This is a genomic window from Epilithonimonas sp. (assembly GCF_032054305.1).
GTDB lineage: Bacteria > Bacteroidota > Bacteroidia > Flavobacteriales > Weeksellaceae > Epilithonimonas.
This window is the reverse complement of sequence record NZ_DAMBSX010000005.1, coordinates 51,366-68,016: the sequence shown is the minus strand read 5'-3', so window position 1 is coordinate 68,016 and position 16,651 is coordinate 51,366. Positions and strand designations below refer to the sequence as shown.

The 16,651-nt window shown below is 34.5% G+C and carries 16 protein-coding genes; 5 read left to right on the top strand and 11 right to left on the bottom strand.

Going from position 1 to position 16,651, the window contains the following annotated elements; genetic code table 11:
* Nucleotides 1–39 precede the first annotated feature (39 nt).
* The 3 genes from RTX21_RS11670 (at nt 40) to RTX21_RS11660 (ending at nt 2,712) form a co-directional block, all read left to right on the top strand.
* Complete coding sequence (locus tag RTX21_RS11670; protein ID WP_312767863.1) at nt 40–1,506, top strand: serine hydrolase; 1,467 nt, start codon at nt 40–42, stop codon at nt 1,504–1,506.
* A gap of 87 nt (nt 1,507–1,593) precedes the next feature.
* Nucleotides 1,594–2,004 (top strand): Rrf2 family transcriptional regulator, encoded by a 411-nt coding sequence (locus RTX21_RS11665; RefSeq protein WP_312767862.1) that lies wholly within the window; start codon nt 1,594–1,596, stop codon nt 2,002–2,004.
* 57 nt (nt 2,005–2,061) lie between these two features.
* Entirely contained in the window at nt 2,062–2,712 is a 651-nt protein-coding gene (locus RTX21_RS11660; protein WP_312767861.1) for an NAD(P)H-binding protein, read from the top strand.
* Nucleotides 2,713–2,805: 93 nt separating this feature from the next.
* Here the strand turns inward: RTX21_RS11660 and RTX21_RS11655 are convergent, their stop codons facing one another.
* The 4 genes from RTX21_RS11655 to RTX21_RS11640 form a co-directional block, all read right to left on the bottom strand.
* Entirely contained in the window at nt 2,806–4,149 is a 1,344-nt protein-coding gene (locus tag RTX21_RS11655; protein ID WP_312767859.1) for an alpha-amylase family glycosyl hydrolase, read from the bottom strand.
* A gap of 88 nt (nt 4,150–4,237) precedes the next feature.
* Complete coding sequence (locus tag RTX21_RS11650) at nt 4,238–4,822, bottom strand: IS1096 element passenger TnpR family protein (RefSeq protein ID WP_312767857.1); 585 nt, start codon at nt 4,820–4,822, stop codon at nt 4,238–4,240.
* A 134-nt stretch (nt 4,823–4,956) separates the two neighbouring features.
* Nucleotides 4,957–6,027 (bottom strand): ATP-binding protein, encoded by a 1,071-nt coding sequence (locus RTX21_RS11645; RefSeq protein ID WP_312768473.1) that lies wholly within the window; start codon nt 6,025–6,027, stop codon nt 4,957–4,959.
* 49 nt (nt 6,028–6,076) lie between these two features.
* Nucleotides 6,077–6,754, bottom strand: coding sequence for a response regulator transcription factor (locus RTX21_RS11640; protein WP_027382525.1), 678 nt, complete (start codon nt 6,752–6,754; stop codon nt 6,077–6,079).
* A 205-nt stretch (nt 6,755–6,959) separates the two neighbouring features.
* On the opposite strand from RTX21_RS11640, the gene RTX21_RS11635 reads away from it, so the two are divergent.
* On the top strand, nt 6,960–8,633 hold the full coding sequence (locus RTX21_RS11635) for a glutamine--tRNA ligase/YqeY domain fusion protein (protein ID WP_312767855.1): 1,674 nt from the start codon (nt 6,960–6,962) through the stop codon (nt 8,631–8,633).
* A 114-nt stretch (nt 8,634–8,747) separates the two neighbouring features.
* Complete coding sequence (locus RTX21_RS11630; protein ID WP_312767853.1) at nt 8,748–11,162, top strand: DUF5916 domain-containing protein; 2,415 nt, start codon at nt 8,748–8,750, stop codon at nt 11,160–11,162.
* Nucleotides 11,163–11,263: 101 nt separating this feature from the next.
* On the opposite strand, the gene RTX21_RS11625 is transcribed toward RTX21_RS11630, so the two are convergent.
* The 7 genes from RTX21_RS11625 to RTX21_RS11595 form a co-directional block, all read right to left on the bottom strand.
* The gene (locus RTX21_RS11625) at nt 11,264–11,545 is read right to left on the bottom strand and encodes a GNAT family N-acetyltransferase (RefSeq protein ID WP_312767851.1); all 282 of its coding nucleotides are present in this window, start codon (nt 11,543–11,545) and stop codon (nt 11,264–11,266) included.
* A 1-nt stretch (nt 11,546) separates the two neighbouring features.
* Complete coding sequence (locus RTX21_RS11620; RefSeq protein WP_312767850.1) at nt 11,547–11,945, bottom strand: OsmC family protein; 399 nt, start codon at nt 11,943–11,945, stop codon at nt 11,547–11,549.
* 3 nt (nt 11,946–11,948) lie between these two features.
* Nucleotides 11,949–12,161 (bottom strand): (4Fe-4S)-binding protein, encoded by a 213-nt coding sequence (locus RTX21_RS11615; RefSeq protein WP_312767849.1) that lies wholly within the window; start codon nt 12,159–12,161, stop codon nt 11,949–11,951.
* The gene (locus RTX21_RS11610; protein WP_312767847.1) at nt 12,161–12,688 is read right to left on the bottom strand and encodes an NADPH-dependent FMN reductase; all 528 of its coding nucleotides are present in this window, start codon (nt 12,686–12,688) and stop codon (nt 12,161–12,163) included. Before RTX21_RS11610 ends, RTX21_RS11615 begins: the two co-directional genes overlap by 1 nt.
* 277 nt (nt 12,689–12,965) lie before the next feature.
* Nucleotides 12,966–13,418 carry a hypothetical protein gene (locus RTX21_RS11605; RefSeq protein WP_312767845.1) on the bottom strand — a complete coding sequence of 151 codons (453 nt, stop codon included), beginning with the start codon at nt 13,416–13,418 and terminating at the stop codon, nt 12,966–12,968.
* Nucleotides 13,419–14,116: 698 nt separating this feature from the next.
* Nucleotides 14,117–14,755, bottom strand: a complete 639-nt coding sequence (locus tag RTX21_RS11600) for a response regulator transcription factor (RefSeq protein ID WP_312767842.1) — start codon at nt 14,753–14,755, stop codon at nt 14,117–14,119.
* Nucleotides 14,752–16,392, bottom strand: coding sequence for a HAMP domain-containing sensor histidine kinase (locus tag RTX21_RS11595; RefSeq protein ID WP_312767840.1), 1,641 nt, complete (start codon nt 16,390–16,392; stop codon nt 14,752–14,754). The genes RTX21_RS11600 and RTX21_RS11595 overlap by 4 nt, the downstream gene beginning before the upstream one ends.
* Nucleotides 16,393–16,651 lie beyond the last annotated feature (259 nt).

Below are 16,651 nucleotides of genomic sequence, written 5' to 3'. Positions count from 1 at the left end.
GAAATCAATTAAATCTGAACCTTTGTCAAAAATAAAACAATGAAAAAACAATTCGGATTTATCTTCCTTTTTCTATTCCTTTCTATCGGAAATCTGAAAGCTCAAATCGACAAAAATTCACCTTTATTTCTTGAACTCAAAAAGCAGGATAGTATTTTCTTTGAACGTGGATTTAATAATTGTGATATCGTATATCTTGAGAAATCAGTAGATGATAATCTGAAATTCTACCACGATAACGGCGGTTTTCAAGACAAAAAGTTATTCTTGGAAAGAACGAAACAAAATATCTGTGGAAACCCAAATCAAAAGTCAATCCGAAAAGTCATTGAAAACAGTTTAGAGGTTTTTCCTTTGTACAATAATGGCAAATTGTACGGCGCAATACAATCTGGAGAACACAGGTTTTATATTCGTGAAAAAGGAAAGCAAGATGCTTTAGGCGGTCAGGCAAAATTCACTACAGTTTGGACAAAGAAAGATGGAAATTGGATTATGAGTGATATTTTGAGTTATGACCACGGCGATGCCAAACTAGACGAAAATGATAATGGCATTGAACAACTATTAAAAGATAACAACATTCCGACTTTAGGATTAGGTTTGATTGAAGATGGAAAATTGACAAAAATAAATGTTTACGGAACTCAAGATGGCAAAACTTCCGCAGCTTATAACAGTCTTTTCAATGTCGCATCTTTAACGAAACCGGTAACAGCAATGACAGTTTTACGTTTGGTAAGTCTTGGGAAATGGAATCTTGATGAACCGCTGGACAAATATTGGATTGATCCGGATATTGCGAAAGATTCCCGTCATAAAAAGCTGACAACAAGATTGGTGTTAAGTCATCAAACAGGATTTCCCAACTGGCGTTGGATGAGTAAAGATAATAAACTCAATTTCGAATTCGAGCCAGGAACAAAATATCAATATTCAGGAGAAGGTTTTGAATATCTGAGAAAAGCAATCGAAAATAAATTCCATAAAAGTCTGGAAGAATTGGCTAAAGAATTTGTTTTTCAACCTTTGGAAATGAATGACACTAGTTACATTTGGAATGATAAAAAAGATGCTGACAGAATTGTTATTGGTTATGATATTAACGGAAGATCTTATGATATTGTGAGGAATAAAACCGCCAATGCAGCAGATGATTTGACAACGACTGTGGAAGATTATGGGAAATTTTTGGTTGCGATTATCAATAATGAGTTGTTTTCGCCTTCGGTCTTTGAAGCGATGAAAACCAAGCAAGTTGAAACCAAAAAGAACAAATATTTCGGACTGGGTTTTGAAATTTATGACTTAGGAGAAGGGGAATTCGCGTTTTCACACGGTGGTGCTGATAAAGGTGTCAATACAATTGCTTTCATTTTACCAAAAACTAAACAAGGCTTAATCATTTTCACTAATGTGGATGATGGTCATAAAATTTACCGCCAGCTTATCAAAAAATATCTTGGAGATAAGGGCGAAAAAATCATTGATATTGAAACAAAATAAAATCAAAAATAAATTAATTACAGTTAATAATTTTTAATTGTAATTAATTTTGTTACAATTAAAAAATTGTTTTAACTTTGCACCGTTATGAACAACACGAGATTTGCAACCGCGATACATATTTTGACCCTTCTTGCGAAAGATTCGCAGGAATGGTTGACGTCTGATTGGATTGCCGGAAGCGTGAATGTCAACCCCGTGATTGTCCGTAAAGAATTGATTAACCTCAAAAAATCCGGCTTAATAGAAAGCAGACAAGGAAAAGTAGGAGGTGTTAGAATTGCTAAAAATCCTGAACAAATCAATATTTCTGATATCTACGAATCTGTAAAAAACACAGAAGTTCTAGGAAAGAAAAATCAAAATCCTAATCCTCTTTGTAATATTGGGAAAGATATCAATAAGAATCTGAGTCTTTTATTCAATGACACGGATGATTTGGTTCTTCAGTTTTTAAAACAGAAGAATCTGTCGGACTTTAGTAATCAATTCATTTAAAAATTTTTAGTACAAAATGTAACAAAATATATTACAATTAATTTAAATTATAAAAAAATGAGTAAAGTAGCAGTAATCGGAGCAACAGGATTCGTGGGAAAACAAGTTGTTAATGAGTTATCAAACAGAGGTTATGTTGTAATTGCCATCGCAAGAGACAGCTCAAAAGTGGAAACGAAAGATAACGTAATTGCAACAAGCGCAGATGTGAACGATATAGATGAATTAGCAAAAGTACTTGAAGGAAGCGATGCGGTAATCAATACATTCAACGCAGGTTGGACAAACCCGAATCTCTATGACGACTTTTTAAAAGGTTCTAGAAATATCGAAAAAGCTGTTGAAAAATCAGGCGTGAAAAGATTTATTACAGTTGGTGGTGCGGGAAGTTTGTTCATCGACGGAAACCAATTGGTAGACGGTCCGGATTTTCCAGCAGAGATAAAACCGGGTGCTACTGCTGCAAGAGATTATTTAAATGAAATCAAAAAAAATGAAACTCTAGATTGGACATTCTTCTCCCCAGCAATTGAAATGCATCAGGGAACTGCCGGCGTTAGAAAAGGTACTTACAGAACGGCTTTGGAAAATCCGGTTTTCAATGAAGAGGGAAGAAGCATCCTTTCCGTGGAAGATGTTGCGGTTGCTTTGGTGGATGAGTTGGAACAAAATAATTTTGTGAAACAACGTTTTACCGCAGCTTATTAGAATTCAGTTTTATATAAAAAGTAAACCCTTTCGATAAATGAAAGGGTTTTTTATGTTTTTTTAATCGAAGTCTGATGTCTAATGTCTAGGAATCTACTTCTCATAAACCAAATATCCGTAAGCAGGTAAATTAACATCGGAACCTTTGATGAATTCTGCTTTACTATTCGTGAAAACATTCTTATAACTTCCCACCGAATTATCATCTTCCAATTTGAAATTAACAGCATCTTTTGATGTATTAATTAAAACTAAAGCTTCACGTTCTCCATTTTTTCTAAGATAAGCCAAGATTTTATCATTCGAAGTTGTGTTAATCCAAAAAGTTGTAACGGCAGGGTCACCACCTCTTAAGGCGGGATTTTCAGATTTCAAAGCAAATAATGTTTTATAAAAATCTTCCAATTCATATTTTCCGTTCCAAGGAATAGGGTCTTTCTCAAAGAATTCCAGACGTTTGGTTTTCATTGGCAATTCCTGACCATTGTAGAGTAGAGGAACACCATTCCAAGTTGCAGAGAAAACGGCTAAAGCTTGTGCGAAATCTCCATATTTTTCATACTCGGTTCCGTTCCAGGAATTTTCATCATGATTGCTGGTGAACCAAGCTCTCATTGAGTTATCTCCAATTTTTGAGTATTGCTCCAAAAGATTTTTGAGGTCAGAAAGCGGAAGGTTTTTCTTGTAAAAATCTTCGGAAAGATGCATCCATTTCCAGCTGTAACTTGCATCGAAAACTTTTCCATAATCCGGATTTTCCAACTCATCAAATTCTCCTAAAAAGAAAAGCGGTTTCAGTTTCTCTACTTCAGGTCTTGCCTGTTGCCAAAAATCCACTTCTACCCAACTTGCCAGATCGCAACGAAATCCATCGATGTTAGTTTCTCTTACCCAATATTTCATGGCGTCTATCATTGCCAGACGCATTTCTTTATTAGAATAGTCCAGTTCTATGATATCGTCCATTCCACTGGCTTTATGGAAACTTCCGTCAGGATCTTTCAGATACCAATCGGGATGAGATTTTGTCCAGACGTGGTCCCAGCCGGTATGATTGGCAACCCAGTCGATGATCACTTTGAATCCCATTTTGTGAGCTTCATTTACCAAATGTTTGAAATTCTCCAAAGTTCCAAATTCAGGATTGATGCTTGTATAATCGTAAGCAGCATACTGGCTGCCCAAACTTCCTTTTTTGTTGAGTTGGGCGATAGGTGTAATTGGCATAAACCACAATGTCTTAACGCCCATTTTTTTTAGTCTCGGAAGCTCTTTTTCAAATGCCGCAAAAGTACCTTCCTGCGTATATTGTCTTACATTAACTTCATAGATATTGGTCGTACGTTTCCATTCTTGTGGGTTTTCCATAGTATGATTCTGGGTTTTACATGATAATAATAATGCGGCGATTGCCGGTAAAAGAATCAGCTTTTTCATTGCTAAATTTTAAAGTCTATGTTGTAAATGTAATGAAAATAAAAAAGCCCGAAAAATTCGGGCTTGTTAATATTTTATAAATGTTCCTTTAATCCTCGTCGTCTTCTTCGAAAACGTCATTGTATCCTTCGTCTTCGTCATCATCGTTGTAGTCATCATCTTCATCTTCGAAACTTGTTTCTTTGAATTCTGAGTCAAAATCTACAAAATCATCATCCAAAAATATGGCAGATTTTTTAGAAGATCTACCATTGTCACTTCCATTTTTGCTTGGCGCTTTCAATGGTACATTCCCGAATCTGTAAACTGTAAGGGGATAATTGACAGCCGTTTTTTCATCTACGATTTCCAATAATTCGCAGAAAAATTCCCAAAGTTCTATAAATCCATATTGGAATCTCATTTTGCTTCCAACAGCAGGGAAACCTTCTGGCAGATAGATGTCGGACATTATTTCTCCATCACCATCATCACTCATGTCTTCCAGAGGAACAGCGTTTCCTTCATTCCATTCATCATCAGAAAAATAAAAAGAAGACAACTCCTCACCCGGTAGATTAAAGGCACTTTTTATACCCAGATGCAGATTCCAAAGTGTTTGCTTTTCTTTGACCTCTATGTCTCGGAAGATTGTCTCTTTGGCGTCTAGAATTACTCTTACCTTATAAACCATTTTCGCTTTACTTTAAACTTTATATTACCTTGATTGATGTTGCAAATATAAAACAAATGAAATTCCATAAAAGTTTCTTGGAAATTTTTTTTTGAAAAAGTTTTTTATAAATTTCCAGCTTTCTGATATAACGATCAGTCAATAAAATTCTGTTTCAATTTTTTCATTCTTTCGATTGAAGATTTCTCTAGTTTGAATTTGAATTTGGTACCAGAGAGATAGACACTCTCCACAGCAATTGTCTGTTTATGGGCTTCCATGATATGTTTCACAATAGCGAGACCAAGACCTGAGCCTCCTTCCTTTCTGTTTCTACTGGATTCTACACGATAGAAACGTTCGAAGATTCTTGGCAGGTTTTCCGGTTTGATTCCCATTCCGTTATCTTCCACAGAGATGTGGATGCTTTTCATTCCTTCTCTTGTGGAAACGATGATCTGAGCTTCTTCTCTGTTGGCATATTTTACGGCATTGGATATTAAGTTGATCAAAACCTGAGATATTCTTTGTTTATCCGCAAATACAAAGAGCTGAGATTGTGTGGTCTGAAGCTGCATTGTCATAGATTGCCTTTCTGCTTCCATTTCCAGAAGGTCAAAAACTTCCTGGATCAAATAATTGATATCAAATGTCGAATATTTGAGCTCAATTTGTCCGGCTTCAAAACGATTGATCATATCCAGGTCTTTTACGATATTCAAAAGCCTTTCAACAGAACTATCGATTCTTTGGAGATATTTGTCCCGGATGTTTAGATCTTCCACGCCACCATCTCGCAAAGTTTCTATATAACCTTGGATTGAAAAAAGAGGTGTTTTCAGTTCGTGCGAAACATTTCCAATATATTCCTTTCGATAATCTTCCATTTCCTTCATCATATCGATCTCGGCATTTTTTTGGTTCATCTCATGAACTTTCTCACCAAGTTCCTTAAATCCGATATCCGTATCAAAATCATGAATAATATCTTCCGGAAGAATATTCGTAATTCTTCTGATCTGATTCTTACTATAAAAACTGAATAAAAATTCTAAAACGAAATAATTGACAATGAAAACGAACCACAATGTAAATATTAAGAAGTAATTGAAATCTTTGGTCTTGAAGAAAGTATCACTGGAATAGAATTCAAAAACCATTACAACGCCTCCAACCACAGCGACCAATAGAAAGGATGCTGCAACAGATAACCAATTGACTTTTATCGAATTCCTAAATTTCATTTCAAAAAAAAGATTTTCTAAAAAGAAAATCTTAAACTACTAATTTATAACCTATTCCTTTGAGAGTTTGTATCGTATTGATACCGAGTTTTTCCCTTAGCCTCCGGATATGCACATCGATTGTCCTTTCTCCTACGATAACATCATTGCCCCAGACTTTTTCAAGGATCTCTTCCCTCTTGAAAACCTTCTCCGTATTGGAAGCTAAAAGATAAAGCAGATCGAATTCTTTTTTTGGTAACAAAAACTCTTCTTTACCTTTTGATACTTTGAAATTATCTTTATCAATGATCAAATCTCCAAGTTCTATATAATTTGAATTTTCCTGAGAATTAGCGCCCATTTGTAATAATGCGGCTACTTTGGAAACTAAAACCTTTGGTTTGATCAATTTTACAATATAATCATTAGCACCAGCTTGGTAACCTGCTAGTTGTGAGAATTCCTCGCTTCTTGCAGATAAAAACACAATCAGGGTTCTTTGTAATTCTTTGATCTTGCGAAGATCCTGACACGTTTCTATTCCGTCTTTTTCCGGCATCATAACGTCTAGAAGAATGAGATCCGGCAATATTTCTTTTGCTTTTTCTATTCCTTCGTTCCCATTTCCGGCGGTAAAGACCTGATAACCTTCTTTTTCCAAATTATAAGAGATGATTTCCAAGATGTCCTGCTCATCATCAATTAAAAGGATTTTTTTACGATTCATTTCGATTTATTAATTATCCCAAAATTAAAAAAAATTGAACTCTGTATCACTAAATGTTTAAAGTTCACACAAATTTAACATTTACAAAATAAAAAAGTAACCTTTTACAAGAATTTTTGACATAAATATTCATCTATTCTTATAGGTCAGAATCGTTTTATTTTTCGAGGAAATTAGATTAAATTTGCAATTCACGTTTCAGATTATGGAAGAAGAAGAAAAAAAATCACTCAATTTTATAGAACAGATCATAGAAGATGATCTGGAAAACGGTTTGGATGCATCCAAGCTGCGTTTCAGATTCCCACCGGAACCCAATGGTTATCTTCATATCGGTCATACAAAGGCTATCTGTATCAACTTTGGTCTTGGCCAGAAATATAATGCGCCTGTCAACCTTCGTTTTGATGATACCAATCCAGCAAAAGAAGAGCAGGAGTTTGTAGATTCTATCAAAGCAGATATCGATTGGTTAGGTTTCAAATATGACCAAGAATTATATACTTCAGATTATTTTGAACAATTATATGTTTGGGCTGTCGAGTTGATTAAAGAAGGTAAAGCTTATGTAGATGAGCAATCTTCTGAAGATATCACAGCACAGAGAAAAAACCCTTTTGAAGCAGGAATCAATTCGCCTTTCAGAGACCGACCTATTGAAGAGAGTCTTGAACTTTTCGAAAAAATGAAGAACGGTGAATTTGAAGAAGGAACGATGAGCTTGCGTGCGAAAATCGATATGGCTTCTCCTAATATGAATATGCGTGATCCAGTGATGTACAGAATCTTGAAAAAACCGCATCACAGAACAGGAGAAAAATGGAAGATCTATCCGATGTACGATTGGGCGCATGGAGAGTCTGATTATATCGAACAAATTTCACATTCATTATGCTCATTGGAATTTGAAAACCACCGTCCATTGTATGAATGGTATCTTGACCAAGTTTATGATAACGAAAGTGTTGCTCCAAAGCAGAGAGAATTTGCAAGGATGAACGTTTCTTATATGGTCACTTCCAAAAGGAAACTTCAAAGATTAGTTCAGGAAGGTGTTACAACTGGTTGGGATGACCCAAGAATGCCGACTATTTCTGGTCTTAGGAGAAAAGGTTATACACCAACAGCTATCAAAAACTTCATTGAAAGAGTTGGGGTTGCGAAAAGAGAAAATCTCATTGATATTCAATTGCTTGAATTTTCTGTAAGAGAAGATCTTAATAAAGTGGCGACCAGAGTAATGGCGGTTGTAAACCCGGTCAAATTGATCATCGAGAATTATCCTGAGGATAAGGAAGAATGGTTGGAAACGGAGAACAATCCAGAAGACGAAAATGCAGGAACAAGAGAAGTTCCGTTCTCAAGAGAAATTTACATCGAAAGAGAGGATTTCAAGGAAGAAGCTGATAAAAAATTCTTCCGTTTGAAATTGGGCGGAGAAGTTCGCCTGAAAGCAGGTTATATCATCAAAGCTGAAAGGGTAGAGAAAGATGCAAATGGTGAGATTACTACAATCTATGCGACTTATGATGAAGATTCTAAGTCTGGAAGCGGAACTGAGGCAAGTCTAAGAAAAGTAAAAGGAACGCTACATTGGGTTTCTGCAAAACACGCTTTGCCAATCGAAATCAGAACTTATGAAAGATTGTTCACAACAGAACAGCCGGATGCTGTGAAGGAAGTAGATTTTATGGAGTTCATTAATCCCCAATCATTGAACATTTCTCACGGTTTCGCAGAACCGAGCCTGAGAGATGCAACTTTGGATGACCATTTCCAGTTCCAAAGAATCGGTTATTACAAGAAAGATAGAGACTCTCCTGATGAGACTTTGGTATTCAACAGAACTGTTACACTTAAGGATGGCTATAAACCTTAATTAAGTACTTAAGATAAAATATTAAATTGAAAATCAGCTGTTTGGCTGATTTTTTTTGTTTTGATGTAACGAAATTTATTGAGTCATTGTCTTATCATCAAGTAAAATAAAACTATGAAAACTAAATTTTGCATTCTTATATTAACTATCCTTTTTTGGCAAATTTCTGCACAGAAAACTGTCGTTTCAGATAGCATTTCTAGAAAGAAACTGCAAGCAATTAAGAAAGACCAGAACATAAAAATAGATGGGATTCTAGATGATGAGATTTGGAAAAGTGTTCCTGTTGCGACCAATTTCGTAGAAAGACAACCAAATAACGGAAAACCGCAAGCAGACAGTTTGAAAACGGAGGTTAAATTTCTTTATGATGACACAGGATTATATATCGCTGCACAAATGTATGACCCACAACCTTCAAAAATTTTAAAAGAATTAACAGAGAGAGATAATATTGCCAATGATGACTTTTTCGGAATTATCATCAATGGTTATAATGACCATCAGCAGAGTTTGGAGTTTATCGTTACCGCAGCTGGCGTTCAGGTTGACGGAAAATTAACGACAGAAAACGAAGATATGTCCTGGAATGCTGTTTGGTACAGCGCAGTGAAGATCAATGAAAAAGGTTGGGCTGTAGAGATGAAAATTCCTTTTTTCGAATTGCGTTTTCCTAAGAAGGATTTGCAGGAATTTGGTCTTAATATGATTCGAAAAATCAAGAGAACCAATACGATGTACGATTGGAATCACGTAGATAATCAAAAAGGAAATTATACTCTTTATGATGGTGTTTTAAAAGGTATTACTGATGTAAAAACGCCGACGAGGCTCTCCTTTACACCATATTTTTCTACTTATGTCAATAGCTTTGATGGAAAAACGGAAATGAATGTCAACGGCGGAATGGACTTGAAGTATGGAATCAATGATGCCTTCACATTCGATATGACATTGATCCCGGATTTTGGACAAGCTAACTTTGATAATTCGATTTTGAATTTGACACCATTTGAACAGCAGTTTTCCGAACAACGTTCATTCTTTATGGAAGGCACGGAACTTTTCAGCAAAGGCGACATGTTCTATTCCAGAAGAGTGGGAGGTGAACCATCTGTCTATCCAAATGTCGGTGAAAACGAGACCGTGACAGAATATCCATCTAAAGTGAAATTGTTCAATGCTTTCAAAATTTCCGGAAGGACGAAAAAAGGTTTGGGAATCGGGATCTTCAATGGTGTTACGGAAAAAATGGACGCTACAATTCGAGATAATGAAACTGGAACGACTCGAAAAGAGGTCGTAGAACCCTGGACCAATTATAATGTTTTGGTTTTTGACCAGAGATTCGGTGGAAATTCATCGGTGACTTTGGTCAATACCAATACAACAAGAATGGGAGATTTTCGAGATGCTAACGCTACCGGATTGCTATGGAACATCAGTAACAAAGCCAATACTTATACTTACTATGGAAATCTCAAGGGAAGCTGGGTGATGAATGGTGATACAAAATTCGGAAATAGGGGAACCGCGGGAATTGGAAAATTCTCTGGCAAGCATAGATTTGAAATCAATGCCAATTATGTGAACAAAGATTGGGATATCAATGATCTTGGTTTTTCTACCAAGACCAATTATGGAAATCATAATGTCTGGTATGGTTACAGGATTCTCCAGCCAACCAAAAAACTGAATAATATGTATCTCAATTTCAATCTGAATTATTATCACAGGTTAGACCCATTCCTTAACCAGAGATTAGTATTTAACCATAATAATTCATTTACAAATAAAAAATTCCAAAGCTTCGGAGGTGGAGTAGAGCTCACACCTTATGGAGAGAAAGATATCTATGAACCAAGAACTTTTGGAAGATATCTGAATGTCCCCGGATATTTTGACAGTTGGCTTTGGTTTGAAAGTGACAGCAGGAAAAAACTTCAATATAACATCACGGTTGACTATTATGCCTATGACCAAAAAGGGAGAAATTATATTGTTCCATCATTATATCTGCGTTATCGGGCTTCTGATAAACTTAATTTGATCTGGCAGTTCAATCCTGTTTTTAGTAATAACGAAATTGGTTATTCGGGCAAAGATGCGAGCAATATCTATATGGGAAGAAGACAGAGAAATACCTATGAGAATGCGATAACAGGCAAATATAACTTTAATGAGACGATGACCTTGTCACTGGCTTTCAGACACTATTTTTCAGATGTAACTTACAAACAGTTCTATGCACTTAACAACGATGGAAGTTTAGATTCCAATACAAACTATAATCCTAATCTCAATGGAACTTATAATTCCTGGAACGTGGATCTGCGTTATTCCTGGTGGTTTGCACCGGGAAGCCAGTTGACCTTGCTTTTCAGGAATGCGACAAGTAATTATCTTGAGATTTCCAGAATGCGGTTCAAGAATAATTTTGATGAGCTTTTCAATGCTCCAATGGTCAACAATTTTTCACTTAGGGTCACCTATTTCTTAGATTATAACCGAATGAAAAATTGGTTTTAATGTTTTAAATCAAGAAGAATCAAGACAAGATAAAAACTCCATTTCACTGTTGAAATGGAGTTTTTTTATATCATTGATAATTTATCATTAATCATTTATAATTAAAGAACATCTCTGATATCCTCATTTTTCTGAAAAGTAGCTTTTGCAAAAGGGCAAAGAGGAATGATTTTGATGTTATTTTCTCTCGCGAATGCTACAGCCTGATATACCATTTCTTTTCCAACCCCTTTTCCATTATAAGCAGGTTCCACCTCTGTATGATCGATGATCAATTTATCTGCTCCAGCCCAGGTGTATGTCATGAGTCCTGCCTGTTTACCATCAAAAAGTGCGACGAATTCGCCATGTTTCTCTCCGTTGTTTTGTATTACTTCTAGCATTTTATTTGAGTTTGGTTAATATGTCTATATCGTTGGTCAATATTTTATGGATTGGACAGGCATCAGCAATTTTGAAAAGCTTGTCTTTGATATCTTCACTTACTTCAGTTGCTCCAAAATCTATGATCCTACAAAATTGTGCCGTTTTCGTCTGTGGATAGTTCTCCAAATCTACCTCTACATTGATCATGGGGATTTCCCAGCCTTTTCGGTCAATATACATTCTGAGAGTTGCTGCGGTGCAACTTGCGAGCGAAGTTGCCAAAATCTCAAATGGATTGAATCCCTTGTTTCCGCCACCTTTGTCAATTGGCTCATCTGTGATGATTTTGTTTTCTCCGGCAATGACTTCCGTGTAATATTTTTCTGTTCCCAGGCTTGCTCTGACTGTTACTCCCATTTTTTAAGAATTTAATTTATAGCTCAATGCGCCGGAAGGACAGTTGTTGATTTGATTTTTCAATTCTTCGGCTGTTGCATTTTCCGGTTTTATCCAAGGTCTGTCTTTCGGGTTATAGACTTTCGGCAACATTTTTACGCAAACAGCAGCGTGGATGCAGACTTTTGGTTTCCAAATAATAGTAATTTCGCCTGCGTTATATTCGTGAGTTTCCATTAGATTTGATTTTTAAAATTTTCGATTTTAGAATTAAGTTCACTTAGAAGTTGAGGCTCTATAACCCCATTATCTGAATCAAAATTCTCATAAAACTTTGGGAGAGAAAATGTTTCTTTGATATCTGCACCAAATGCAGGAAAGAATTTTGAAGCTTCAGCCATTACATTTCCGCCACCATAACCGCCTGGAGAAGTCGTCATCAGGAACATTGGTTTATTTTGAAAAACTTTCACATTGATTCTCGAAGCCCAATCAAAAATATTCTTGAAAGCTGTGCTGTAAGAACGGTTGTTTTCTGCCAAAGAACAGATAATGACATCAGACTCTTCAATGTTTTTTAAGAATTTGTACGCTTCTTCCGGGAATCCATTTTTTTCCAGATCAACAGAAAAAACAGGCATCAGATAATCATTTAGGTCAATCAGATTAATATCTTCTTTTGGAAAACTTTTTAAAACAAATTTTACCAGTTGTTTGTTGATGGAAGTTGAAGAGTTGCTTCCTGCAAATGCAAATATTTTCATAGTTTGATGATTTTAAATAATTAAAATTGATAGTAACCTCCAAATTTTTCATCCACAATATTTTTCCATTCCGGATGTTTTTTTGACGAATGGGAAAACATATTTTATTTCTTTAAAGTTAATAATTATTTGATTCAAAATTAAGCAAACCAAGATCACTGGGAATTGATGTAGGATATTTTCGTTGATCTGTTTTTTAAAATGAAAGATCCCGTGAAAATTAATTCACAGGATCAATCAAGGTTAAATTAAATAATTATCTGTTTTTTGGTGTTTCTTAGGATTCGACCTTATGTTTTATAATCAGGTCTTTTATTTTTTCGAATTTTTCTGCTTCATTAGAAGGAAGATTGCCTATCTTATAGTAGAAACTCCTTATTCCCCTTTTTGTGTTAATCACTATCACCATTATATGATGTAGGATTGCCTTTTCTGTCTTTATAGTGACTACTTTATTTAAAGGTACTTCTAAAACAGGTCTACGAATCTGAGATAGAGGATGCCCATATTTCACAGAAATGATCTGTTCAGAAACCTCTACAGAAAAACTCTTAAGTGTCACTAATCTCCAAATACATGCTATAAGGACAGCTACAACTACGCTATATAGGGTCATGTCACCAATAGCGAAAATTTTTTTCGCAAACAATAGCAACAAAAGATCCAAAATGATAATAAAAAGAAAGCCATACATCACCATTGCAATTGATTTTCGGTTATTTATTTTCATTGCTTAAGTTGTTTTTAGTATCTCTTGCAGAGCCTAAAAAGCTCTGCAGTGTGATACCTTAGATTTCATAATTGTGTTTAAAGAATCTATAATTTTTTGAAACCTGTTTTTGTGTTTCTAAAATGTATGTTCACTATGTTTTTAAGCGTTTTTTACAGAGCCTATTCAGCTCTGTAAAAAAGCACTTGGCTTTCATCAATTGTGTTTATAAAATGTGTTTTTGCGTTTTTAATATATTTTGCAAAAAGTTTGTAAAATATATTTATGATTTCATCATTTGCGTTTTTAGAATCTTCTAATTTGTGTTTTTTTGATATCTCTTACAGAGCCTTTGTGGGCTCCGTAAAAAGATATTTGATTTTCATCATCTGTGTCTATAAATGTGTTTTTGTGCTTTTAGTATAATTTTTTTAATTATACTTGAAATTTCATCATTTGTGTTTTTAGAATCTTCGATAATTAGTAATTCATCATTTGTGTTTTTAGAACCCAATTTTCGTTTTTTCTAACAATTATAATTAATAGCTTTTTTTGTTGGTACAAATTTACCAACATATGGATATAGTGCTGCTATAAAGTATTTAGATATATATCGATGAGTTTGTAGATATTTATCTACAAAAAAGATTGATTATAAAAATCAACCTTTATTATTTGGGATTAAAGAATATAATACTTATATCAATAGAAATTATAGCTTAATAATGATTTTTGATCAACTCTATAAGTTCTACAATATTGTCGATTTCAAGCTTCTCGAATATTCTTTTTTTGAGAGTGCTCACAGTATTTTGTTTGATGTCTAGTTTGTTGGCTATCTCGAGGTTTCCTAACCCTTCAGCATACATTTCCGCAATTTGCAACTCTCTTTCTGTTAAACTGAACAAAGGATTTATCAGATTGCGATTGCGGAAAGAATTCATCAATAATGCTTGTGTTACAGGAGAGATGTATTTCCCTTCATGATATATCTTTAGAATGGCGTTTCTTACCTCATCTTCTTCGTTCAGCTTGCTGAGGAAACCATTTGCGCCAGCATTTATATACTTTAATGATTGGGTATTTTCATCAATTCCTGAAAATATAAGGATCTTGATTTCCGGTCTGATCGTTTTGATCTGCTCCAGAATACTTAGGCTATTTCCATCGGGAAAATGAGCGTCAATTATTGCAATATCTATTGGATTTGTTGTAACTTGATTTAAAATTTGTGCTAAATTGGATGCATGAAAAATATCAGAATCCAAACCAATTTCTTCCAAAACAAATACGACGCCTTGTCTGATAAGGCTGTGGTCATCTGCAAGTAGAAAGGTGGTCTTCTTATCTAAATTCATTTATTAATATTTAAATTAATAGAAAAATTTACTGTAGTTCCTTTGGCCAATTCGCTTGATACTGAAATATTTCCGGAATATAGCTCTACAATTTCTTTACACAGGCTAAGCCCGAGTCCAGCACCTAGATTTTCAACATCTTCTGATAAAACGCCTTGATAGTATGGTTCGAATATATTCTTCAGGTCGGATTCTGAAATTCCTGCACCTGTATCGATGATCTCTGTGTTTAATGAAATTGTATTTTCATCTACGGTTTTGGTCGATATGTTAACGGTAATCTTTCCATTTTCGGTAAATTTATTCGCATTTCCGAGAATGTTCATGAAGATCTGATTGATCTTTGTGTTATCGGAATAGACTATAATATTTGAATCTATTCTCTCATTGATGATAAACTTATTGTTTCTGGTCTCAATATAAGGTTCGATAGAATTTAATATGGAACTAATTTCATTTTTAAGGTTGAAAACCGTTGGTATCAATTTATTCTCGACATGCTGATTCTTTGTGTATTCAAGGATTTGATTGGCTTGCATCAATAATGTATTATTGGTGAAGCTTATAGATCTAAGATATTCTTTTATACTATCATCATTTGTTTTCTTGTTGATCCTATTGATAAATAGTCCAATGATCTTTAATGGTGAACGTAGTTCATGACTTAGCATTCCAAGAATCCGGTTCTTGAAATTAAGGTTTTCTTTGATCTGGTCATTAGCAACTTTCAGCCTTTTTTCATATATGAAAGCAATTCTTGTCAGGAACATGATCAATATCGAGACAATAAACATCAGAATCATTGCTCCCAGAACCAGATAGTTTCTGATATGATTGCCTTTGGAAGTTTGTTTTTCATATTCCTTTTCAAGTTCCGACTTAGAATCCTTGATGGCCATCCCATAGATGTTCATCAGGTCATTGCTATATATCAGGAGATTGTTGAAGGTCTTGAAAAATTTTTCATTATGATTTTTATTATTGGTAATGTTGACCTGTACCCTTTGGACCTCTTTGGTGTAGTGGTTATTGATCGTTCTCATGATGCTGTCCATATCTGACTTTATCTTTTCACCTGTGGTCTGTCCCCCGTTTTTAATTGTAATGATGGTGTTTTCTTTTTGTACGTCAACTTTTCCGGCAATTGCATCACCAAGTCTGCCAAATAACCCCTTCTTTTTCACGCTGTCAGAAACAGTTTTTGTCTCTATATTGAACTTCTCGTAATTATAATTGTTGAGGTCAAATTTTTTAAGGGTTGGAGCATTGTTTTCCCGAATTTTAAAACTCGATCTGAAAGAAAATTGATAGGTTGAATCTGCCAATAGTTTTAGTTTTCTGAATTCCGAGGAATCTTGTTTCTGAGGCAGGACAACGTTTTCTAATCTTGAATTTTTATAGCTGTTGATGCTGTCCAGGTTTTTAGTGAGTTTATCAACAGATTGAAAATAATATTCCAAATATTTTCGATCATTGGTAATAAGATATTTTTGGAAGTAATCCTGAGAATTTACCAGTTCTTTCTTGGAATCATCTGTCAGGTTCTCTATGGAATGGATTTCATTCAATTGATTTTCTATAAATTTCAGATTTTTTTTATTCTTGAACTCGTTATAGAAAAAACAACCTATGATCATCTGTATTAACAGGATACAAATAATAAGAAAATAATGAACAATTTTTCTCAGTCGGAAGCTCAAAGGTCGTGGAGAATTCTTCTTCAATTTCATGCTTGTGTTATTTATGTTTTTGTTGTCGACCTATCGTTTTCTTAATAAATGATAATCATAATGTACAAATTTAAATAATATTATAAAAATATGACATTATAAAAATATTTTTTATCAGAATTAAAAAATATTTAAGACTAATGAATAAATTTATTAAAAAAATCCT